This is a genomic window from Micromonospora sp. HNM0581 (assembly GCF_012726175.1).
Lineage (GTDB): Bacteria > Actinomycetota > Actinomycetes > Mycobacteriales > Micromonosporaceae > Micromonospora.
The window spans coordinates 41,667-62,369 of record NZ_JAASAD010000001.1 but is presented as its reverse complement, the minus strand read 5'-3'; the positions used below and the strand labels follow the sequence as shown (position 1 = coordinate 62,369).

The following is a 20,703-nucleotide window of genomic DNA, read 5'->3' as shown; positions in this document are numbered from 1 at the left end:
GCGGAGTCCGGACACTGTTTCCCGGGCCGGGGCCGGACCTCGTCCGTGACCAGTCCGACGTCCACGATCGGCGTGACGGTGCAGCCAGCCAGCACCGGTAGGGTCTGGCCATGGCAGAGGTGCTCACCGCCGAGGCGGTGCGAGACGAGCTGGGTGGGCTGGCGGGCTGGTCAGGAGACCCGACCGGGATCACCCGAACCGTGGAGCTGGCCAGCTTCGCGGACGCCATCGTGGTGGTCGGCCGGGTCGCCGGCACGGCAGAGGAGATGGATCATCACCCTGACATCGACATCCGGTGGCGTACGGTGACTTTCCGCTGCGTGACCCACTCGGCCGGTGGGGTGACCGTCCGTGATATCCGATTGGCCCGTCGGATCGACGAGATCGTGGAGGGTGTCCGATGAGGTTCGAGATCAGCAAGGTGCTGGACGCCATCGAAGGGCGGGTCTGCACCGACCCACAGCTGGCCCGCGCGGTGCTCGACCTGGCCGAGATCATCCGCTACCAGGATCTCGACGGTGGGCGGCCGGCGAGTTCGCTGCGCCTCGGCATGGTCATCGATGCGCTCGCGCGTAGCCTGGAGGAGGACAGCGTCCCGGTCTACGCGGTGGTGCACCGGGGGATGCTCTCCGACGCCGACCTCACCTCCAACGAGCGGATGGTGGTGCGCAGGTGGGCCGACGACGGCCTGGTCGAGGTGCTCGACAACCCCGGAGACCGGATGCTCGAGGTAGCCGACCTGCTCGGCCTGCCGGTGCTCAGCCGGGTGCGCTTCGACGGCCTGCGTGGGCGGTTCCCCTGGCTGGTGGAACAACCAGGCCGGGTCCTCGCCCCGGTGCCCGGTGCCGGCGGTCCGGTATTCATCGCCCATGTCGGCGGCGGTCACACCCCGGTCTCCGGCCCACCCTCACCGGTCGGCGTCAAACTGCTCTCGCGGGAGTGGCGTTGCACGGAATCCGGCTGCACCCTGTTCGGCGGTGCCGGTGGTGGGGGAGCCTTCGCCGACCTGGCCCGGATCGACCGCGCACCGACCGGGCAACCGCCACCTTCGTTGCGCAACGGCGTACCGACCTGCCCCCGGCACGGTGCGCGGCTTCGTGACGCCGGGCCCCGGCCGCGCAGCGAGGTCCTCGCGGTACGCGTCGGTGGCCTGATCCGTCGTCGTTTCGTGCTCACCGAGGACCAGCCGGTGGTGATCGGCCGGGCACCGGAGGGCCCCGGTGCCATGATGCTCGGACAGTGGCTCAACGACGAGGCGCGGCGCTGGATCAGCCGCAACCACCTGCGGCTGGAGTTGCGGGGAGCTGATGTGGTGGCCACCGACGTCAGCACCAACGGCTCCGGCGTACGGCCTGGGGGTTCTCTCACCGAGGCGGAACGGATCCCGCTGGCCCCGCAGCAGTCCCGGGTGCTCGGCGCCGGTGACATGGTGGAGCTGTATCCGGGTGTGCAGGTCGGCCGTCCGGACGAGTTCCCGGCGGGGGCGCCGTACAACCCGGACTCGGTGATGTCCGAGGCCCCGACGATGGCGATGCGTCTGCCCCGCTGAGCGCGACACCAGCGGTGGGCGTCGGACCGTGATCCGACGCCCACCGCCATGGTACGACCGCTCAGCCGGACAGTACGGCCGCCAGTTGCGTCACCGCATGGTCGATCTCCTCCTCCGTGATCACCAACGGCGGAGCGAGTCGAATCGTCGAACCGTGCGTGTCCTTGGCCAGTACCCGGCGCTCCATCAGCTGCTCGCAGGCCTCCCGACCGCTCATCAGGGACGGGTCGATGTCCAGGCCGGCCCACAGGCCCCGACCACGTACCGCGACCAGACCCTTGCCGATCAGGCCGCGCAGGCCGGTGTGCAGCCGCTCGCCCAGTACGGCGGAGCGGCGTTGGAACTCGCCGGTCGCCAGCAGCCTGACCACCTCGGTCGCCACGGCGCAGGCGAGAGGGTTGCCGCCGAAGGTGGAGCCGTGCTGACCGGGTCGGAGTACACCGAGTACGTCGGTGTCGGCGGCCACTGCGGAGACCGGCACGACGCCGCCACCGAGTGCTTTGCCCAGCAGGTACACGTCAGGCACGACGTCCTCCTGCTCGCACGCGAACGTGGCGCCGGTGCGACCCAGTCCGGACTGGATCTCGTCGGCGATGAACAGCACGGTGCGTTCGGTGCACAGCTGTCGTACGCCGGGGAGGTAGCCCTCGGGCGGCACCACCACGCCCTGCTCGCCTTGGATCGGCTCCAGCAGCACGGCGACGGTCCGCTCGTCGATCGCCTCGGCCAGCGCGGCCAGGTCACCGTAGGGTACGGTCCGGAAACCCGGGGTGTACGGCCCGAAGCCGGCTCGGGCATCAGCGTCGGTGGAGAAGCTGACGATCGTCGTCGTACGCCCGTGGAAGTTGCCCTCCGCGACGACGATGTTGGCCTGGCCGTCCGGTACCCCCTTGACCTGGTAACCCCACTTGCGGGCCACCTTGATGCCGGTCTCGACAGCCTCGGCTCCGGTGTTCATCGGCAGCACCAGTTCCTTGCCGCACAGTGCCGCGAGTTCCCGGCAGAAGTCGGCGAACTGGTCGTGGATGAACGCCCGGCTGGTGAGTGTCAGTTTGTCGAGCTGGGCGTGTGCCGCGGCGATCAGCGTCGGGTGCCGGTGGCCGAAGTTCAGCGCCGAGTAGCCGGCCAGGCAGTCGAGGTAGCGGTTCCCGTCCACGTCGGTGACCCAGGCGCCCTCGGCAGAGGAGATCACCACCGGCAGCGGATGGTAGTTGTGCGCGGTGTGTCGCTCCGCGTCCCGCACCGCGGAAGGTGTCCGCAGCATCTCCTCGATCATCGTTTCGCCTTTCCCTGACGGAGTCGCAACGTGCAGCATTTCGGGCCACCACCGGCCCGACGCAGCTCCGACAGGTCGACGCCGATCGGCTGGTAGCCCCGGTCGCGCAGCTTGGCGGCCAGGCCGGTCGCCTGCTCGGGCAGTACCACATGTCGACCGTCACTGACCGCGTTGAGGCCGAACACCTCCGCGTCGGCCATGCCGGCGTGCACCGCGTCCGGGAAGAGCCTGCGGAGCACGGCCCGGCTGCCGGGTGAGAACGCCTCCGGCAGGTACGCCACGGTCCGCTGATCGAGGACGGTCAGCGCGGTGTCCAGGTGGTAGAAACGCGGGTCGACCAGTTGCAGGGTGATCACCGGGTAGCCGAATACCTCCTGAAGCTGGGCGTGTGAGGCGTGTGCCGTACGGAAGCCGGTGCCGGCGAGCAGGTGGTCGCCGGCCAGCAGGACGTCGCCCTCACCCTCGTTGACGTGTTTCGGGTCGTACATCTCGAAGCCGGCGGCCTCGAACCAGGCGCGGTACGCGGGGCCCTCGTCGGCGCGTTGCGGGTCGCGGAACTGCACTGCCATCGCCCGGCCGTCGATCACGGTGCCGCCGTTAGCGGCGAAGACCATGTCGGGCAGGCCTGGTACCGGCGCGATCTCCTCGACGGTGTGGCCCAGGTCCAGGTAGACCTGGCGCAACCGTTCCCACTGCCGCACGGCGAGGTCGGTGTCGACCGGTGCGGTCGGGTCCATCCACGGGTTGATCGCGTAGTCGACGGCGAAGTACGTCGGCCGGCACATCAGAAAGCGCTGGCGGGTGGCGTCCATCGTCATTGTCCTGCTCCAAGCCTCGGGCGCGCCCGGCCTCCGTCGGATCACGGGCTGGCGCCGTGGCTCAACCGTATGCGGGTCAGACAGGCAGAATCCACCGCGAACCCTTGCACCTAGCAGATGTTCGTTGCGTCTAGCGCGTGATTGGAGGCGATTCGTTGCATCCAGGCTTGACTCGGCTGGCCCGAGCCCTGGGGTGGGTGCGGGGAGCCTTGGCTACCCGGACACGCGTCAGGGGCGGCGAATCGCCGCCCCTGACGAGCGCGTGCGCCCGGCCGGTGAACCACCGGAGCTGATCGGGCTTCGATCGGTTCCGCACCGACCGGTGCCGGCGAACCACCGGCGAGTCGGAAAGTGCCCCCTACAGACGATCCACAAACTGTGAATCAAGCCACTCACGGAACCGGACCACCGTGTCTCCATCGGTGGTCGGCCAGTCGTACTGGCCGGTCATCGCGAGGACGCCGAGGACCACCGCGCCGAGGCCGAAGGCGATGCCCAACAGCGCGTCGGACTTGCCGGCGACGTGCCGCCGCCGGGTGGCCATCAACCCGAACACCGCCAAGACCGCCCCGACCGCGCCCAGTGCGATGCCGTACCCGGCGAGGGCGCCGGTGAGTACGGACAGGAAACCTCCGACACCGACGACCAGACCGAGCGTAGCCAGCATGCTGGCCCGGGGCCGCGGTCCCACGGGTGCCGGTGGCGCCTTTCGGCCTGCCTCGGCGTCGGGTTCGCGGTGGTCGTCGGTGCTGCCGTGCTCGACGGTGTCGGCGATCCGGTCGCCATCGGCGGTGCGGTGGCTGTCGAGGGTACGGTCGAGGTTCGCGGTACGACGGCCCTCCACTGTTCCATCGGCGTCGGTGGTATTGGTGGCGGCGCGGGCCCTACGGGAACCCTGCATCGTGGAGCGGGCGGTAGCGGCCCGCGCCTCGGCAGTCCGCTCAGCATCGGGTTGCTGGGCTGCCCGGTCGCTGCCCTCGGCGACGTCGCGGTCAGCGGAAGCCCGCCCGAAGACGACGGTGTTGCCGGACGGCGCTCGACCGGGTTCGATGCTGCCCGTGTCGTCGGGTCGGGTGTCGGTGGCGACCGTGCCACGGTGGTTGCGGTCGTCTTCCGTCGACGGCACCGATTCGTCCCGGCGCGACAGCGAAGGAAACTTCATACTCTTCACCTCCTGATCGATGCGTGGACGGCGGCCTCAGCGCGTTCGCCGGCCTCGCCACAACACTCTCGACGTACCCAACCCCCGCTCTGCCGACACCCGCCACCCACCCCAACGCCCCGGCGATCATGCAGTGGTGGCAACGAACAAAGCTGTCAATCAGGGCAAATGGACAGCCACATATGCATGATCGCTTGGGCTGGTGGGGTCAGCGGGTATGGGTGAGGGGGGCCAGGGTCGCGGCGAGCAGGGCCATACGGCGGGGGCGGGAGACGCACACCGGACGGTTGCGGACACAGTGCGCGAGGACCTCCACGGCCCTGTCCACCGGGATCATCAGTGGTCGGAACGCACCCTTGGCCATTTTGGTGTCGACGAATCCGAACCGCACGGTGGTCACGTGCACGCCGTGCCGGCGCAGAGCCGCCGAAAGACCCATGAAATACGACGACAGTCCCGCCTTCGAACCGGCGTAGCCGGGGGCCTCTGCGGAGATCAGCCGGTCGGCGAGGCTGGAGATCCCGATCAGGTGCCCGTCACCGTCGGCGAGCATCCTCGGCACCACCACGGCAGCGGTGCGTACCGCGCCCATCAGGTTGACTTCGAAGGTGCGGGTCTGCGCGTCGAGGTCGGTCGGGTCGACAGGCTCTCCGATACCGGCGGCATAGACACACAGGTCCACCCCACCAAGCTCGTCGATCGCCCTACCGAGCACCCTGGGGTAGTCGGCGGCGGTGACGTCGACGGTGTGGTGGGCGTACGTGGGGACGGCAATCGCGTTGTCCCGGCGGGACAGCCCGGTGACCAGCCAGCCGTCGGCGAGCAGTCTGCGGGTGAACGCCAGCCCGATCCCGTCGCTGTTGCCGACCACGACCGCGCGGCGCATCCGATCGGTCATGACCCACCGCCCCGTCGAATCGATGTGGACCCGCCGTGCTGGCGGTCGACCCGGCAATTGAACCAGACGTCGCTGGTAGCTTCCTGCGAGCGAGTGGCGGCCTCCACGACCGACGTGCCGGCCCTCCGGCAACGGCCAACCGACATGGGCGGCCCGCAGCCTCGCAGGCTCAGCGCTTCGCCACCGGCCGGGCAGCCAGTTCCGGCAGTCGACCTGCCCAGCCGCAGGTGTGCGGACCGCTGGCTACGCTTGGTGCGTGCCAGAGGGACACACGATCCATCGCCTGGCGGCCCGCCACGCCGAACTGTTCGCCGGAGACAAGGTGCTCGCCGCCAGCCCTCAGGGCCGCTTCGTCGACGGTGCCGCCCGGATCTCCGGGACGGTGCTGGACAGCACCGAGGCGTACGGCAAACACCTGCTGCACCACTACGCCGACGAACTGACGTTGCACGTGCACCTCGGCCTGTACGGCAAGGTCACCGACGGCTCCGGGGACCCACCGGAGCCCACGGGGCAGATTCGACTACGGCTCACCAGTGACCGGCACTGGCTCGACCTGCGTGGGCCGACCGTCTGCGAACTGCTCGACCCGCCCCAGGTAGCCGCGCTGCGGACCCGACTCGGACCGGATCCGCTGCGCGCCGATGCCGATCCGGAACGGGCGTACGCTCGGGTATCGCGCAGCGTGACGCCGCTGGCGGCGCTGCTGCTGGACCAGACGGTGGTGGCCGGCACCGGTTTGATCTTCGTGACCGAGGTGCTGTTTCGCGCCGGTCTGTCGCCGAGGCTGCCCGGCCGGGAGCTGACCCGGGCCGGATGGCAGGTGCTCTGGGCGGATCTGGTGGAACTGATGACGCTCGCCGTCGGCGCCGGCCGGATCGACACCGTCCGCGCCGCGCACCTGCCCGAGGCGATGGGTCGTCCGGCCCGAGTCGACCGCCACGGGGGAGAGGTCTACGTCTACCGCCGCCCCGGCCAGCCCTGTCACGTCTGCCGCACCCCGATCAGCCGGGGCACCATCACCGCCCGCAACCTCTACTGGTGCCCCACCTGCCAGGCCTAGGACGAGCCCGCACGGGCGCGACCGAGGCGAATCGACGCGGCAACGCCCACCGGCTCATGATGGTCTAAGCCCGGGGCCGGTCACCACCGTGATCAGCGGAGCCGGCGGATGTCGCCGTACGCCCGGTAGAAGCCGCCACGGCCGGACTCGCGGACGTCGGTGACCAGGTAGCGGGCCCCGGGCTCGCGGATGCCCTTGGGGAACTGCACCGACCAGTCCCGGTGGTAGCCGGTCGAGAGCACCTGAACCCGCAGCCGACCGCCCTGCTCGACGCACTCGACGACCACCCCGTCACCGGTGTCGGCGATGACCTCGACCTCGGTCACCGGAGCCGGTTCGGGTAGCCGGGCCGGTGCCTTCACGTCGACCACCTCGGGCACGCTGCCCGCCTCCGCCGCCCGGATCGCCGGCTCGCTGGCGTCGATGCAGGCGAGGTGACCGCTTGTGGTGACCACGAAGAGGCGCTCGTCGTGGTACTGCATGGAGTAGGCCGATCCGCAGCCGGTGCCGAGCTTCCACAGCCGGGTGCCGTCGGCGGCGAAACAGTAGATCGACGACTGGCTGTCCCCGGCGAAGACGTAACGACCGTCGGCGGCGGTGGCGCAGGAGAAAACCGGCGCGTCGGCGCGGTAGCTGCGGGCGGCCCGGCCGTCCTTGAAGATCCGCACCACCTCGCGGGTGGCGGTGCCGGCGAACACGGTGTCGCGTTCCTGCCAGCCGAAGAGCACCGAGCCGGTGTGGGTGTGCCACAACTCGCGGCCGGTGCGCCAGTCGTAGCCGCTGACCCCGGTAGAGTCCCCGTGGTAGATGGCGTCCGGGTCGCAGCGCACCATCCACGCCGATCTGCCGCGTCCGGCCCGCCGCCAGAGGAACTCGTCCTCGTGGTCGATGGCGGCGATCCCGCCGTCGGCGTCGGAGACGCCCAGCACGCCGTCGTGGATGTCGAGCCAGTAGATGTCGATGTCCGGCGCGATAGCGTACGCCACCCGGGGAATCTTGCCGGACAGGTCGTAGACGTTGCCGTCGTCGCAGCCGGCGTAGACCCAGGCGTCGTCGGCCACGATGCACTTGACCCCGTCGGGCAGCCGAACCTGGTCCAGCACACGGGCGTCGTGGTCGAGGGTGGTGATCACACCTCGCTCGTTGCCCACCGTGCAGGTGCGCCCGTCGACGAAGATGCCGAATGCCGGGGCACCGGAGTCGTACCGCCAGAGCACCGGGGCGGTACGGGCGGTGGAGCGGGTGCTGACGATCTCCCGTCGGGATACGGACCGCTTCTGGCGTACGCCGCGGACCGCCGGGGCGTACCCCTTCCGGATCTTCTCGCCGATCTTCTTCGCCGCGGCGGCCCGGGCCCGCGCGTTGTCGGGGTAGCCGCTGGTCTTCACCTGGCCCTGGTCGCCGATCCGCCCGAAGCGCACCGTCATCGTGGTGTCGTCGACCTCAACCTCGTAGAACTTGTGCGCCGCACCGTCGACTTCGGACAGTTCGAGGTAGGTCGTCTCCTGCGACATCAGTGCTCCTCCGAGGGGTTCGCGTCGGCCCTGAGTGGGTTGCGCGTACACGCTAATCCGCGGCACCGACACGAACGCCGAGGAGTTTCAGCGGGCGAGCGCGTCCACGGCTCTGCGGGCGGCGACCAGCACCGGATCCCACACCGGGGAGTACGGCGGGGCGTATCCGAGGTCGAGCGCGGTCATGTCGTCCACCGTCATCTTGTTCCACAGCGCCACGGCGAGAGTGTCGATCCGCTTCGCCGCCTCGGACCAGCCGACGATCTGGGCACCGAGCAGTCGCCCGCTCGGCCGTTCGGCGATCAGCTTCACCGTCATCTGCCGGGCGCCGGGGTAGTAGCCGGCGCGGTTCGTGGACTCCGCGATCACCGAGACGAACTCGAATCCGGCCATCCGGGCCTCGCGTTCCCGCAGCCCCGTCCGCCCCACCTCCAGGTCGCAGACCTTCGTCACCGCGGTGCCGATGACTCCCGTGAAGGTGGCGTACCCGCCGCCGATGTTGATGCCGGCGACTCGGCCCTGTTTGTTGGCATGGGTACCGAGTGGCACGTGCACCGGCATGCCGCTGACCTTGTGCAGGGTTTCCACGCAGTCTCCGGCAGCCCACACCCCGGGCACCCCGGACACCCGCATCTGGCGGTCCACCCGTATTCCGCCGGTCGGACCGAGCGGCAGGCCGGCAGCGGCGGCAAGCTCGGTGTTGGGGCGTACGCCGAGACCCAGGACCACCAGGTCGGCCGGGATCGGCCCGTCGTCGGTGAGAACCTCGCAGACCCGGCCGTCACGTTCCGACAGGCCGGTCACCCGAACACCGGTCCGGATGTCCACGCCCAGCCCTCCCATGGCGTCGGTGACCAGCCGGGCCATGTCGGGGTCGACTGTCGACATCGGCTGCTCGTCGCGTTCGACCAGGGTGACCGACAGGCCCCGGCGCACGAGTGCCTCAGCCATCTCCACACCGATGTAGCCGCCGCCGACCACCACCGCCCGCCGGGGCTGCGGTTTGGCCTCCAGCCAGCCGCGCAGAGCCGAGCCGTCGTCGAGGGTCTGCACCCCGAAGACCCCGGCCGCCGCAGTGTCCGCCCAGGCGGGTTTCTTCGGCACGGCCCCGGCTGCGTACATGAGGTTGTCGAACGGTTCGCGGACCTCGCCGCCGCCGTCCAGGTCGCGGGCGACCACCTCGCGACGAACCAGGTCGATCGCCACCACCTCGTGTCGGATCCGCACGTCGATGGCGTAGTCCTCGCGGTGCGTCCTCGGTGACCGGGCCACCAGTTGCTCCCGGTCGGTGACCAGGCCGCTGATCCAGTACGGAATCCCACAGGCCGAGTAGGAGGTGAAGTGTCCCCGTTCGAACACGACGATTTCCAGGTCGTCCCTGCCCCGGCGACGGCGCGCCTGGGCGGCGGCCGACATGCCGGCGGCGTCCCCGCCTACGACGATCAACCGTTCCGCCACACTGTCACCTCCTGCGTCAGGCCGGGTCCCCGCCCCGGGTCTGGCGTGCCACGTCCTTCACCACGTCCTCCAACCGCCCCGTGCGGGCGTACACCGAACGCTGCCGTGCGGCCCCGCTGCCGTGCCGGCGCAGCCCCTCCAGCAGGCCGGTCACCTCGGCGAGGTCGCCGTGTCGTTCAAGTGCTGGCCCGAGGCGCCCGACGAGCTGGTGCAGCAGATCCCAGGCTGGCCGCAGCTCGCCGCTGGACAGGTCGACCGCCTCTCCCTCCAATCCGTCGTGGGCGGCCCGCCAGTGCGCGCCGACCAGCAGGTGGTGGTCGGTCGGCAGCGGTGGCCGTCCGGCCTGGATGTCGTCGAGTGCGGTCGCCACCAGCCCACGGACCAAGGCGGCGATCAGGACCGCGTCGTCGACGGTCGGGCAGACGTCACCGATGCGTAGCTCCACCGTCGGGTACTTGGCCGACAGTCGGGCGTACCAATAGAGCATGCCCTCGTCGAGCATCACGCCGCTGGCGATCAGCTGACGGATCAGCCGTTGGTAGTGCTCGTGGTTGACCAGGTAGGGCGTGGGTGCGACCGAGGGCCAGCGTTCCCACTCGATCGACCGCCAGCTGGCGTAGCCGGTGTCCTGGCCCCGGGAGAACGGCGAGTTGGCGGTGACCGCGTGCAGGATCGGTAGCCACGGCCGTACGTGGTTGAGCACCTGCACGCCCGCGTCGGGATCCGGGATTCCCACGTGTACGTGCATGCCGTTGTTGCCTGGCCCGGGGACCAGCAGCCGGAACCGGGCGATCATCCGGTCGAAACGGGGCTTGTCGACCACGGCGGGCACCGGCCCGTCGATCGGCCCGGTGCCGATCGCCAGCAGTTGGGTGCCGGCCCGTTCGGCGGCGTCGGCGAGGGAGGAGCGGAGCAGGCCGAGGGAGTGCCGGATCGAGGAGAGTTCCAGCCCCGGTGGGCTGCCGATCTCGATCTGGCTGGCCTGGAACTCCCGTTCCACCTGTCCCCGCAGCTCGGCGGGGACCTGCTCCATCACGGCCTCGACAGCGGGTACCGCGACCCCGGTGTCCGGGTCGACGAGCAGAAACTCCTCCTCGACACCCACGGTGAGCAGATCGTCGGCCTCCTCGACCGGGGGGCTCAGGGCCGGTGCCGCCTGCCTGACCATCGCTACCACCGTTCACTCCTGCCGGTACGGTCCGTCCGCGCCGGGTCGGCCGGCAATTACCCCCTGTGGTGGCACCGGGAAACGCCTGCCGGTGCGGCGAAGCGTTCCCGACCGCTCGGCTGACCGCTCCTATCGACATTGACAACTGCCCTACGGGCACGTAGAACTCGTGAGAGAGCGCTCTCTTCCCGTCCCGCAGAGAGGCACGTCCATGACACTCACCACGGCGGCACCCGCCGCCCCACCTGCGCGACGCCGGCTACCGCTGGCGTTGGCCCTGCTCACCGTCGTCACCACCGCCCTGGCCGGGCTCAGCCCCACAGCAGACGCCGCCGTACCGCCACCCCCGTCCGGCTGGAGCCTGGTGTGGAGCGACGATTTCACCGGAGCCGCCGGTACCCTCCCGTCAGCCGACAACTGGATAATCGACACCGGCACCAGCTACCCGGGTGGCCCGCCCAACTGGGGCACCGGCGAGATCCAGACGTACACGAGCAGCACCGCGAACGTCAGTCACGACGGCGCAGGCAACCTGCGGATCACCCCGCTGCGCGACGGGGCGGGTGGCTGGACCTCGGCCCGCATCGAGACCGTCCGCAGCAACTTCAAGGCACCGGCCGGTGGGGTGCTGGCCATCGAAGGTCGCATCCAGATGCCGAACGTCACAGGCGCCGCCGCATCCGGATACTGGCCGGCGTTCTGGGCGCTCGGCTCGCCCTACCGGGGCAACTACCAGAACTGGCCGGGCATCGGCGAGTTCGACGTGATGGAGAACGTCAACGGACTCAACTCGGTCTGGGGTGTCCTGCACTGCGGCGTCGCACCGGGCGGCCCGTGCGACGAGTTCAACGGCATCGGCGCCGCCCGGGCCTGCCCCGGCAGCACCTGCCAGTCGGCGTTCCACACCTACCGGTTCGAGTGGGACGCCTCGGTCAGCCCGCAGCAACTGCGCTGGTACGTGGACGGTCAGCTCTACCACACGGTCAGCCAGACCCGGATCGGTGAGCCGTACTGGTCGCAGATGACCAGTCACGCCGGCTACTTCCTGCTGCTGAACGTCGCGATGGGTGGCGCCTTCCCGAACGGGGTCGCCGGCAGCGCGACGCCGACCTCGGCGACGGTGCCCGGCCGACCCATGCTCGTCGACTACGTCGCCGTCTACAGCCGGGGCGGCGGAAGCACCCCGCCGCCCACGACCACCCCGCCGACCACCCCGCCGCCGAGCGGGACGCGGGACGCGTACGCGACCATCCAGGCCGAGTCGTTCGACGCCCAGAACGGCGTCATCGTCGAGACATGTTCCGAGGGCGGGCAGAACATCGGGGCGCTACGCAACGGCGACTGGGTCCGCTTCGACAACGTCGAGTTCGGCACCGTCGGCCCACGCGACTTCGTGGCCCGGGTCGCCTCCGGCGCGGCGGCCGGCTTGAGCGGGCTGGTCGAGGTACGCGTCGGTAGCCCGACCGGGACGCCGATCGGCAGCTTCGCCATCGCCGACACCGGCGGCTGGCAGAGCTGGCGCTCGGTTCCCGGCAACGTCTCGTCGGTGACCGGCCGGCAGACGGTCTACCTCACCTTCACCAGCGGGCAGCCCAACGACTTCGTCAACGTCAACTGGTTCCACTTCCGCCGCTGAGGTGCAGGAAGGGCACCCTGTCGACGCCTGCGGTACGGCAGGGGCCCTTCCCTTCACCTGAAGGGTCGCCGCCCCGGTGTCCCTGGGCTGGCAGGGGTGGCGGGGCGGTGGCGTGTGGCCCGGACGAGGCGGATCAGTGGGTGGGGGCGCGGCGGCGGATCTTCTTGAACACCCACGTGGCGAGCATCAGGGCGAACAGGGTGAGGAGGCCGTAGTCGAACCATGAGCTGTAGCGGTCGATCTGCTCCCAGCGGGAACCGAGGGCGTAGCCCAGCCCGATGAAGATCCCGTTCCAGATGCCGCTGCCCAGTGTGGTGAGAGTGACGAACTCGACGAGCGGCATCCGGTTCGCGCCCGCCGGCACCGACACCAGGCTGCGGACGACCGGTGCCATCCGGCCGAGGAACACCGCCCAGCGGCCGTGCCGCTCGAACCACCGGTCAGCCTTCTCCAGGTCGTCGAGGTCCACCAGAGGTAACCGGTCGAGCCACCGCTTGAGGCGGTCCTCGCCGACGACCGCGCCGACCCAGTAGAGGAACAGCGCACCGAGTACCGAGCCGGTGGTGGCTGCGACGGTCACCACGACCACGTTGAACCGGCCCTCCCCGGCCAGGTAGCCCGCCATCGCCAGAACGATCTCGCTCGGGATGGGTGGGACGATGCTCTCCAGCGCGACGAGCAGGGCGACCCCCACAGCCCCGCCCGCCTCGATCACCCCGGCGGTCCAGCCGGTGAGTCCACCGACCTGAGCTGGGTCGACGTCCTGGGCGAATGCCATGATGCTGCCCTTCGCGGTTGCGGGATAACGGAGGTCTATACCCGCCCGGACCACGGGACACACCGAGTGGACCGCCGACCGCTGCGGTGCGCCGCATCGACGCGCCGGCACGGTGACGACTCGGGTTTGCCGACGACCCGGTCGGGAGAAGGTACGGGGGCATGTCTGACAGGTGGTACTCGGAGGCGGTCGTGTACTGCCTCGACATCGACACGTACGCGGACTCCGACGGTGACGGAGTCGGAGACATCCGGGGGCTGATCGGCCGGCTGGACTACCTCGCCCGGCTCGGGGTGACCTGCCTCTGGCTGCACCCCATCCATCCGTCGCCGAACGACGACGACGGCTACGACGTGACCGACTTCTACAACGTCGATCCGCGCTTCGGCACACTCGGCGACTTCGCCGAGCTGCTGCACCAGGCCAACAACCGGGGCATCCGGGTGATCATCGATCTGGTGGTGAACCACACCTCCGACCAGCACCCGTGGTTCCAGTCCGCGCGTTCCTCGCCCGACTCGCCGTACCGCGACTGGTACGTCTGGTCCGACCAGGAACCGGCCGACCGGCACCAGGGCATGGTCTTCCCCGGCGAACAGCACGAGACCTGGACGTACGACCGGACCGCCAAGGCTTGGTACTACCACCGCTTCTACAAGTTCCAGCCGGACCTCAACACCATGAACCCGGCGGTACGCGACGAGATCAAGAAGATCATGTCGTTCTGGATCCAGCTCGGCGTAGCCGGTTTCCGGATGGACGCGGTGCCGTTCATCATCGAACGCACCGAGCCCGGGGATCCGAACCCGGAACTGGACTTCGAGTTCCTCACCGACCTGCGCCAGCACGTGCAGTGGCGTCGCGGGGACGCGGTCCTGTTGGCCGAGGCGAACGTCGAGCCCGACAACCTGCCCGCCTTCTTCGGCGACAGTGGCGGCTCGGCGAACCGGCTGCACATGCTCTTCGACTTCATGCTCAACGGACGGTTGATGCTGGCCATGGCCCGGCAGGATCCGGAACCGGTGATCGAGGCGTTGCGGGACACCCCGGCGTTGCCCCAGGGCGGCCAGTGGGCGACGTTCCTGCGCAACCACGACGAGATCGACCTGTCCAGGCTCACCGCCGAACAGCGCAACGAGGTGTACGAGCAGTTCGGCCCCGAGGAGCACATGCGCATCTACGACCGGGGCATCCGCCGCCGGTTGGCACCGATGCTCGGCAACGACCGCCGGCGTATCGAGTTGGCGTACTCCCTGCAGTTCTCCTTGCGCGGTACACCGGTGCTGCGCTACGGCGAGGAGATCGGCATGGGGGAGGACCTGTCGCTGGACGGCCGGGAAGCGATCCGTACCCCGATGCAGTGGTCCAACCAGTCCAACGCCGGCTTCTCCACCGCGGAGCCGGACAAGCTCGTGCGACCGGTCGTCGACAAGGGTGAGTTCGGGTACGAGAAGGTGAACGTGACCCTGCAACGCCGGGACCGGACGTCGCTGCTGGCCTGGTTCGAGCGAATGATCCGTACGCTGCGGGAGGCGCCGGAGATCGGTTGCGGCTCCACCACCCACATCGACGTGCCGATGCCGCCGGGAGTGCTGGCGCACCGGGCCGACGGGCCGACAGGGACGATGATCTTCCTGCACAATCTCGGCACCGTCGACGCCGAGGTGGACCTCAGTCGGCTTCAGCCGGAAGCGGACCTGCCCATCGACGTGCTCGCCGACCGCAACTACGACGACGTCGGCAAGCTGGACAAACTGCACCTGTCCGGGCACGGCTATCGGTGGATCAGGCTCTGTAGATCCTGGTCGCACTGAAGGACCGCCCAGCGGTGTACCCGGTCCGGAGGTCGGAAGTGACGGAGACGAGGCCGGCCCGGTGTGGGTTAGGCTCCTGCGGTCGAGCCACGTTACCGGGAGGTAGGCATGTCGGAGGGGCAGCGGGTCGCCATCGTGACCGGGGCGGCACGGGGAATCGGTGCGGCCACGGCCAAACGACTGGCCGCCGACGGGCTGGCCGTCGCGGTGGTGGACATCGAGGAGTCGGCGACACAGGAGACGGTGGACACGATCGTGTCGGCCGGTGGCCGGGCGCTCGGCGTCGGTGCCGACGTGGCGGACCGGTCCCAGGTGGAGGCCGCCGTCCAGCGGGTGGCCACCGAGCTGGGTGCGCCGACCGTGCTCGTCAACAACGCCGGTGTGCTCCGCGACAACCTGCTGTTCAAGATGACCGACGGCGACTGGGACACAGTTCTGGGCGTACACCTTCGTGGAGCGTTCCTGTTCAGCCAGGCCGCGCAGAAGCACATGGTCGAGGCCCGGTGGGGCCGCATCGTCAACCTGTCGAGCACCTCCGCGTTGGGTAACCGGGGCCAGGCCAACTACTCGGCGGCCAAGGCCGGTCTACAGGGCTTCACCAAGACCCTGGCCATCGAGTTGGGTCCGTTCGGGGTCACCGTCAACGCGGTCGCGCCCGGCTTCATCGTCACCGACATGACCGCGGCCACTGCCGCGCGGATGAAGGTGGACTTCGAGGCGATGCAGAAACACGCCGAGTCGGCGATCCCGGTCCGTCGGGTGGGGCGGCCCGACGACGTGGCGCACACCATCTCGTTCCTGGCCAGCGAAGGCGCGTCGTTCGTGTCCGGGCAGGTCGTCTACGTCGCTGGTGGTCCCCAGGGCTGAAGTGTCGGGAAGGGCACCTTGGCTACCCGCCGGGCGTTGCCACGGTGCCCCTCCCGGCACCCTGGCGTCGGGTGTGCCGGAGCCAGGCGAGGCCGAGGACCGGTAGTACCAGGGGGATGTAGCCGTAGCCGCTGCCGAAGCCGGACCAGACCGTCTCGTCGGGGAAAAGGTCCGGTCGGGCCAGACTGACGGCGCCGACCACGACGACTCCCACCAGTTCGAGCGCGCAACAGGCCAGGGCGATCCGGCGACCCGTGTGACCTGCCCGCGCCAGCCCGACCGCAGCCACGATGTAGACCATCGCGGCGAGCGCGGAGAGCAGGTACGCCAACGGCGCCTCGTCGAACCTGGTGGCGATCTGGAGGGCGGCGCGACTGCTGGCGGCGATGGCGAAGAGCAGGTAGACCGCGATCAGCAACCGTCCCGGGCCGGTGTTGGTCCGGGTGCGGGGGCCGCCCGGCTCAGCCACCGAGCACCTGCCAGGTCTGCTGAAGGCGGATCACGACCACCGGAGTGACCAGGCACACCGCACACACGATCGCCGACCCCCAACGGGTCGGCTCCATCCGGGCCAGGACCACCGCAAGCGGTGGCAGGCAGACCAGGGTGACCAGGTAGCCGAAGAAAGTTCCCGGTTCACCCGGGCGTTCACCCCCGGCCAGGGCCACGGCGGTCACCAGCACCAGACCGAGCAGCAGCAACTCCAGCCCGGCCAGCCCGATCAGCTGTATCCGGTCCGGCGGCCGGTGGCGTAGCGCGACCACCAGGGCCCACCCGGCGACCAGCAGCGAGAGCACGATGACGGCGCCGGCAAGCGTCCCGTCGACCGGCGACCCGACGGTGGTCGCAGCGCTGCTCACCCGGGACGCCCGGTGCTCGGTCCGATCACCGGTCCACTCTACTAACCCCCGTAGTAAGAGCGACCGCCGCCAGGACGGTCGGGCACCCTGTCTGCCCCTGAGCAGGCACCATGCCGGGCACGGACGTGCGCGGAAGGCTAACGTGATCTCTGCTGCGGATCGGCTGTGGCGAGGCGACGACGGCGGAGGTACGGGATGCGGTTCGGGTTGTTCGGCACCGGGCACTGGGCGGCTGAGACACATGCGGCGGCGCTCGAGGCACACCCGAGAGCGGAACTGGCCGGCGTGTGGGGACGCAACCCCGACCGAGCCGCGGCGCTGGCCGACCGGTACGGGGTGTCAGCTTTCGAGGACGTCGACTCGCTGGTCGAGGCGTGTGACGCGGTTGCCGTTGCCCTGCCGCCCGACATCCAGGCGGACATCGCCGTACGAGCCGCCACCGCCGGTCGGCACCTCCTGCTGGACAAGCCGCTCGCATTGAGCGTCGCCGACGCCGACCGGGTGGTCGACGCAGCCATCGGCGCGGGCGTGGCGTCGGTGGTCTTCTTCACCGGCCGTTACCAACCGGAGGTCGCCGGTTTCATCGCCGCTACCGCCGCGGCGGGAGGTTGGCACACCGCCAACGTGATCCGGTACGCCTCGATCTTCCAGCCCGGCAGCCCGTACGCGCAGTCGCCGTGGCGTCGGGAACACGGCGCGCTGTGGGACATCGGTCCGCACGCACTGGCTGCCCTGCTGCCGGTGCTCGGCCGGGTGACCCGGGTGGCCGCCACCGACGGTCCCGGCGGCCTGGTGCACCTGATGCTCAACCACGCCGACGGTGCCACCAGCACGGTGTCGTTGACCCTGGACGCACCGCCCCGCTCGGTGGCCGCGGAGTTCGTCCTCTACGGCGCCAACGGCATCGAGCGACTACCCGACGGCGATGCGGACCCGGCGACGGCACTCGGGGTGGCGATCGACCAGTTGCTGGCCGAGGTCGACGCCGGTACCCGTGACCACCGCTGCGACGTCCGCTTCGGCCGCGAGGTGGTGGCGGTTCTCGCCGCCGCCGAGTCAGCCCGAGAGCAGGGCGCGGTGATCGAGGTGACGGTCCGGGGGTAGGCGGAAAACCGGTCGCCACCGGTCGGGGAGGGGCGGTAAGGTCGCCGGCATGTACGTGCACGCACTGATCGACGCGGTCGCCACGCCGGCCGCGTTCGGGCCGCTGCTGGTGGCCCGCCCGCGCGCCCAGCGTCCGGCCCTGGCCGGCGCGACCCGCGACTGACGCTTCCCACGCGTACGCACCCGGCACCCGCCCCGCATCGCGGTGTGCCGCTTTCGCGCCATCTCACCAGGGCCGTCCGAGTCCCGATCGCTCGGACAGGCCCCGTCGACGGTCGCCTGTCCGCTCTCGTCGCCACCTGGCGACAGACAAGGACGACGCTGTGGCGCCTCGCCGTACCCGCACGACCGAACGCGACCGGTCCCGTCGCGTACTCTCCCAGAATTTCCTTACCGCTCCGGCCGCGGTCGCGCAGATCGTCGACGCGGCCCGCCTCGACCCGCACGGGCTGGTGTTGGAGGTGGGCGCCGGGCGGGGGCAGTTGACCCGCCTGCTGGCCGCGCGTTGCGGCCGGCTGACGGCGTACGAGGTGGATCCCGTCGCCGGAACGGAACTGGCCAGGATCTGCGCCACCTTGCCGAACGTCACCCACCGGCAGGCCGACTTCCTCGCCGCCCCGGCACCCGGGGAGGAGTTCTCCGTGGTCGGCAACATCCCGTGGTCGCTCACCGCAGCGGTGGTGCGCTGGTGCCTGGCCGCACCCCGGTTGCGCGACGCCACCCTGCTCACCCAGTTGGAGTACGCGCGGCGGCGGGCCGGTGACTACGGTCGATGGACCAGGTTGACGGTGCTGAGTTGGCCACAGTTCGACTGGCGGCTCGCCGGGCAGGTGCCACGTACCTCGTTCCGCCCGGTACCCCGGGTCGATGCGGGCATCCTGCGCATCGCGCGGCGGGCGGCGCCGTTGCTGCCGCCTCGGACGCTGCCGACGTACCGGCGGATGGTGGAGTTGGGGTTCGGTGGAGTCGGCGGCTCGCTCGCCGCCTCGCTGGCCTGCGAGTATCCGCGGTCCCGGCTCGCGGCGGCGTTACGGGCCAGTCGGCTCGACCCGGACCTCCCCGTCGGGCAGGTCTGGCCGGAGCAGTGGCTGGTGCTGTACCGCCTGCTGCACGCCCGTTGAGCGGCTCAGGGGACGGCGCCAAGCGCCTCGGTCAACTCGGTGGGTGAGCTGAACAGGTCCACCGGTAGCGCCCGTACGGCCTGCAACTGCTCGGTGCTCGCGCCGTTCTCCTGGCACCAGCGGATCAGATCCTCGCGGGAGACGGGATAGTCCAGCCCGGCGAGGTACTCGTGCAGGGCGGCGCCGCTGTCGGTCATGCTGTCCGACCTACCCGCGCAGGTGCCCGGCACACCCCGGCGGGCTGCTGTGTTTGCCCGCCGGGGCGCCGGGTAGCCGCAGGCATGCTGGTACAGCGGCTCGGCGCGCCGAGCGACCTCGATCCGTTGCTGGAACGCGCCCGGGACGCGAGGTTGGTGATGATCGGGGAGGCGACACACGGCAGCTACGACTACTACCGCATCCGCGAGCAGTTGACCCGGCGGTTGATCGCCGAGTGCGGCTTCTCCTTCGTTGCGGTGGAGGGTGACTGGCCGGACTGCGACCGGGTGCACCGCTCGGTGACGGGGGCGTCAGGAGCGGCGACCGATCCACAGATGTCGCTTGAGGGCTTCGAACGGTGGCCGACCTGGATGTGGGCCAACGCCGAGGTCACCCGCTTCTGCAGGTGGCTGCGGGCCTGGAACATGCAGCGGTCGGAGGCGGTCCGGGTCGGTTTCCACGGTCTCGACGTCTACAGCCTGTGGGAGTCGATGCAGGCCATCTTCGACTACCTCGGTGAGGAGGAGCCGGCGACGCTGGAGATCGCGCAGGACGCCTACCGGTGCTTCGAACCGTACGGTAGGCGGTTCGAGGACTACGGCGTGGCGAGCCGGTTCGTCTCCGCCCGCTGTGAGCAGGAGGTGATCCGGCTGCTGGCGCGGATCCGTGAACACGTCACCACCGACGGACCGGACGCCTTCGCGGCCTGGCAGAACGCGGAGGTGGTGGCCGGTGCGGAACGCTACTACCGGGAGATGGTCGCCGGCGGACCCGGTTCGTGGAACGTTCGGGACATCCACATGACCGATACGCTGGACCGGTTGCTGGACCACTACGGACCGGGTGCCCGGGGCGTGGTGTGGGCGCACAACACACATGTCGGTGACGCCCGGGCGACCGACATGGCCGAAGACGGGATGGTGACCATCGGTCAGTTGGCCCGGGAACGTCACGGCGCCGACCAGGTGACGTTGATCGGCTTCGGCAGTTGGCGGGGCACGGTGATCGCCGCGCCGCGCTGGGGTTCGCCGGCGGAGGCGATCGTGGTGCCTCCGGCCCGGGAGGGCTCGTTGGAGCATCGGCTGCACGAGTTGATGCCGGAGCGGGCGGTGCTGGTCTTTGGTGGATCGAACCAGCCGGGCTGGGTCACCGACACGCTCGATCACCGGGCGATCGGGGTGGTGTACGACCCGTCGTTCGAGTCGTGGGGCAACTATGTGCCGACCCGGCTGGGGGAACGCTACGACGGTTTCATCTGGTGTGACGAGACAACGGCACTGCACCCGCTGCCTGCTCTGGCCGCGCCGGGTGAGATGGAGACCTACCCGGCCGGGGTGTGAGCCGTACCGCACCGGGGAGGGCGGGTCGCGGACTGGGACGGTAGAAGGGCCCCCGGCCGTGCCGAAGGCCCTTCTTCAC

At 70.1% G+C, this 20,703-nt stretch carries 20 protein-coding genes; 9 read left to right on the top strand and 11 right to left on the bottom strand.

Annotated elements, in window-relative coordinates:
* The first annotated feature begins 110 nt into the window (after positions 1-110).
* Positions 111-404: a 4a-hydroxytetrahydrobiopterin dehydratase gene (locus HCA58_RS00280; RefSeq protein ID WP_169595706.1), complete on the top strand. Its 294-nt coding sequence runs from the start codon at positions 111-113 to the stop codon at positions 402-404.
* Positions 401-1,549: an FHA domain-containing protein gene (locus HCA58_RS00275; RefSeq protein WP_169595705.1), complete on the top strand. Its 1,149-nt coding sequence runs from the start codon at positions 401-403 to the stop codon at positions 1,547-1,549. Before HCA58_RS00280 ends, HCA58_RS00275 begins: the two co-directional genes overlap by 4 nt.
* A 61-nt stretch (positions 1,550-1,610) precedes the next feature.
* Here the strand turns inward: HCA58_RS00275 and rocD are convergent, their stop codons facing one another.
* The 4 genes from rocD to HCA58_RS00255 form a co-directional block, all read right to left on the bottom strand.
* A complete protein-coding gene (rocD, locus tag HCA58_RS00270) occupies positions 1,611-2,825 on the bottom strand; it encodes an ornithine--oxo-acid transaminase (RefSeq protein WP_169595704.1) in 1,215 nt (404 codons plus the stop codon).
* Positions 2,822-3,637 (bottom strand): dimethylargininase, encoded by an 816-nt coding sequence (ddaH, locus tag HCA58_RS00265; protein ID WP_205807277.1) that lies wholly within the window; start codon positions 3,635-3,637, stop codon positions 2,822-2,824. The genes rocD and ddaH overlap by 4 nt, the downstream gene beginning before the upstream one ends.
* A 364-nt stretch (positions 3,638-4,001) precedes the next feature.
* A complete protein-coding gene (locus tag HCA58_RS00260) occupies positions 4,002-4,805 on the bottom strand; it encodes a thrombospondin (RefSeq protein ID WP_169595702.1) in 804 nt (267 codons plus the stop codon).
* Between the two features lie 208 nt (positions 4,806-5,013).
* Positions 5,014-5,703, bottom strand: coding sequence for an SDR family oxidoreductase (locus HCA58_RS00255; RefSeq protein WP_169595701.1), 690 nt, complete (start codon positions 5,701-5,703; stop codon positions 5,014-5,016).
* Between the two features lie 256 nt (positions 5,704-5,959).
* Between HCA58_RS00255 and HCA58_RS00250 the strand changes: the two genes are divergently transcribed.
* On the top strand, positions 5,960-6,766 hold the full coding sequence (locus HCA58_RS00250) for an Fpg/Nei family DNA glycosylase (RefSeq protein WP_169595700.1): 807 nt from the start codon (positions 5,960-5,962) through the stop codon (positions 6,764-6,766).
* 92 nt (positions 6,767-6,858) lie between these two features.
* Here HCA58_RS00250 and HCA58_RS00245 read toward each other — a convergent pair whose 3' ends face one another.
* The 3 genes from HCA58_RS00245 to HCA58_RS00235 all read right to left on the bottom strand — a co-directional run bounded on the left by HCA58_RS00245 (position 6,859) and on the right by HCA58_RS00235 (position 10,906).
* Entirely contained in the window at positions 6,859-8,280 is a 1,422-nt protein-coding gene (locus HCA58_RS00245) for a WGR domain-containing protein (RefSeq protein ID WP_169595699.1), read from the bottom strand.
* A gap of 87 nt (positions 8,281-8,367) precedes the next feature.
* Positions 8,368-9,738 carry an FAD-dependent oxidoreductase gene (locus tag HCA58_RS00240; RefSeq protein WP_169595698.1) on the bottom strand — a complete coding sequence of 457 codons (1,371 nt, stop codon included), beginning with the start codon at positions 9,736-9,738 and terminating at the stop codon, positions 8,368-8,370.
* A gap of 16 nt (positions 9,739-9,754) precedes the next feature.
* On the bottom strand, positions 9,755-10,906 hold the full coding sequence (locus HCA58_RS00235; RefSeq protein ID WP_169595697.1) for a glutamate--cysteine ligase: 1,152 nt from the start codon (positions 10,904-10,906) through the stop codon (positions 9,755-9,757).
* Between the two features lie 211 nt (positions 10,907-11,117).
* Here HCA58_RS00235 and HCA58_RS00230 point away from each other — a divergent pair, with 211 nt between their 5' ends.
* On the top strand, positions 11,118-12,542 hold the full coding sequence (locus tag HCA58_RS00230) for a carbohydrate-binding protein (protein ID WP_169595696.1): 1,425 nt from the start codon (positions 11,118-11,120) through the stop codon (positions 12,540-12,542).
* A gap of 133 nt (positions 12,543-12,675) precedes the next feature.
* Here the strand turns inward: HCA58_RS00230 and HCA58_RS00225 are convergent, their stop codons facing one another.
* A complete protein-coding gene (locus HCA58_RS00225) occupies positions 12,676-13,320 on the bottom strand; it encodes a DedA family protein (RefSeq protein WP_169595695.1) in 645 nt (214 codons plus the stop codon).
* A 161-nt stretch (positions 13,321-13,481) separates the two neighbouring features.
* On the opposite strand from HCA58_RS00225, the gene HCA58_RS00220 reads away from it, so the two are divergent.
* Positions 13,482-15,134 (top strand): alpha-amylase family protein, encoded by a 1,653-nt coding sequence (locus tag HCA58_RS00220; protein ID WP_169595694.1) that lies wholly within the window; start codon positions 13,482-13,484, stop codon positions 15,132-15,134.
* A gap of 108 nt (positions 15,135-15,242) precedes the next feature.
* Complete coding sequence (gene fabG / locus HCA58_RS00215; RefSeq protein ID WP_169595693.1) at positions 15,243-16,001, top strand: 3-oxoacyl-ACP reductase FabG; 759 nt, start codon at positions 15,243-15,245, stop codon at positions 15,999-16,001.
* Between the two features lie 22 nt (positions 16,002-16,023).
* Here the strand turns inward: fabG and HCA58_RS00210 are convergent, their stop codons facing one another.
* Positions 16,024-16,470, bottom strand: coding sequence for a hypothetical protein (locus HCA58_RS00210; protein WP_169595692.1), 447 nt, complete (start codon positions 16,468-16,470; stop codon positions 16,024-16,026).
* On the bottom strand, positions 16,463-16,861 hold the full coding sequence (locus HCA58_RS00205) for a hypothetical protein (protein WP_169595691.1): 399 nt from the start codon (positions 16,859-16,861) through the stop codon (positions 16,463-16,465). The genes HCA58_RS00210 and HCA58_RS00205 overlap by 8 nt, the downstream gene beginning before the upstream one ends.
* A 195-nt stretch (positions 16,862-17,056) precedes the next feature.
* On the opposite strand from HCA58_RS00205, the gene HCA58_RS00200 reads away from it, so the two are divergent.
* Together HCA58_RS00200 and erm are read left to right on the top strand one after the other, a co-directional pair.
* Positions 17,057-17,965 (top strand): Gfo/Idh/MocA family oxidoreductase, encoded by a 909-nt coding sequence (locus HCA58_RS00200; RefSeq protein WP_169595690.1) that lies wholly within the window; start codon positions 17,057-17,059, stop codon positions 17,963-17,965.
* 323 nt (positions 17,966-18,288) lie between these two features.
* A complete protein-coding gene (gene erm / locus HCA58_RS00195; protein WP_169595689.1) occupies positions 18,289-19,086 on the top strand; it encodes an ErmE/ErmH/ErmO/ErmR family 23S rRNA (adenine(2058)-N(6))-methyltransferase in 798 nt (265 codons plus the stop codon).
* A gap of 5 nt (positions 19,087-19,091) precedes the next feature.
* On the opposite strand, the gene HCA58_RS00190 is transcribed toward erm, so the two are convergent.
* Complete coding sequence (locus HCA58_RS00190; RefSeq protein ID WP_169595688.1) at positions 19,092-19,283, bottom strand: DUF2795 domain-containing protein; 192 nt, start codon at positions 19,281-19,283, stop codon at positions 19,092-19,094.
* Positions 19,284-19,367: 84 nt separating this feature from the next.
* Here HCA58_RS00190 and HCA58_RS00185 point away from each other — a divergent pair, with 84 nt between their 5' ends.
* On the top strand, positions 19,368-20,624 hold the full coding sequence (locus HCA58_RS00185; RefSeq protein WP_169595687.1) for an erythromycin esterase family protein: 1,257 nt from the start codon (positions 19,368-19,370) through the stop codon (positions 20,622-20,624).
* Positions 20,625-20,703 lie beyond the last annotated feature (79 nt).

Coding starts and splice junctions, on each gene's coding strand:
- HCA58_RS00185 (WP_169595687.1), top strand. CDS start 19,368: ATGCTGGTACAGCGGCTCGGCGCGCCGAGCGACCTCGATCCGTTGCTG.
- ddaH (WP_205807277.1), bottom strand. CDS start 3,637: ATGGACGCCACCCGCCAGCGCTTTCTGATGTGCCGGCCGACGTACTTC.
- HCA58_RS00255 (WP_169595701.1), bottom strand. CDS start 5,703: ATGACCGATCGGATGCGCCGCGCGGTCGTGGTCGGCAACAGCGACGGG.
- HCA58_RS00280 (WP_169595706.1), top strand. CDS start 111: ATGGCAGAGGTGCTCACCGCCGAGGCGGTGCGAGACGAGCTGGGTGGG.
- HCA58_RS00225 (WP_169595695.1), bottom strand. CDS start 13,320: ATGGCATTCGCCCAGGACGTCGACCCAGCTCAGGTCGGTGGACTCACC.
- HCA58_RS00275 (WP_169595705.1), top strand. CDS start 401: ATGAGGTTCGAGATCAGCAAGGTGCTGGACGCCATCGAAGGGCGGGTC.
- HCA58_RS00200 (WP_169595690.1), top strand. CDS start 17,057: ATGCGGTTCGGGTTGTTCGGCACCGGGCACTGGGCGGCTGAGACACAT.
- fabG (WP_169595693.1), top strand. CDS start 15,243: ATGTCGGAGGGGCAGCGGGTCGCCATCGTGACCGGGGCGGCACGGGGA.
- HCA58_RS00230 (WP_169595696.1), top strand. CDS start 11,118: ATGACACTCACCACGGCGGCACCCGCCGCCCCACCTGCGCGACGCCGG.
- rocD (WP_169595704.1), bottom strand. CDS start 2,825: ATGATCGAGGAGATGCTGCGGACACCTTCCGCGGTGCGGGACGCGGAG.
- HCA58_RS00190 (WP_169595688.1), bottom strand. CDS start 19,283: ATGACCGACAGCGGCGCCGCCCTGCACGAGTACCTCGCCGGGCTGGAC.
- HCA58_RS00220 (WP_169595694.1), top strand. CDS start 13,482: ATGTCTGACAGGTGGTACTCGGAGGCGGTCGTGTACTGCCTCGACATC.
- HCA58_RS00245 (WP_169595699.1), bottom strand. CDS start 8,280: ATGTCGCAGGAGACGACCTACCTCGAACTGTCCGAAGTCGACGGTGCG.
- HCA58_RS00235 (WP_169595697.1), bottom strand. CDS start 10,906: ATGGTCAGGCAGGCGGCACCGGCCCTGAGCCCCCCGGTCGAGGAGGCC.
- HCA58_RS00260 (WP_169595702.1), bottom strand. CDS start 4,805: ATGAAGTTTCCTTCGCTGTCGCGCCGGGACGAATCGGTGCCGTCGACG.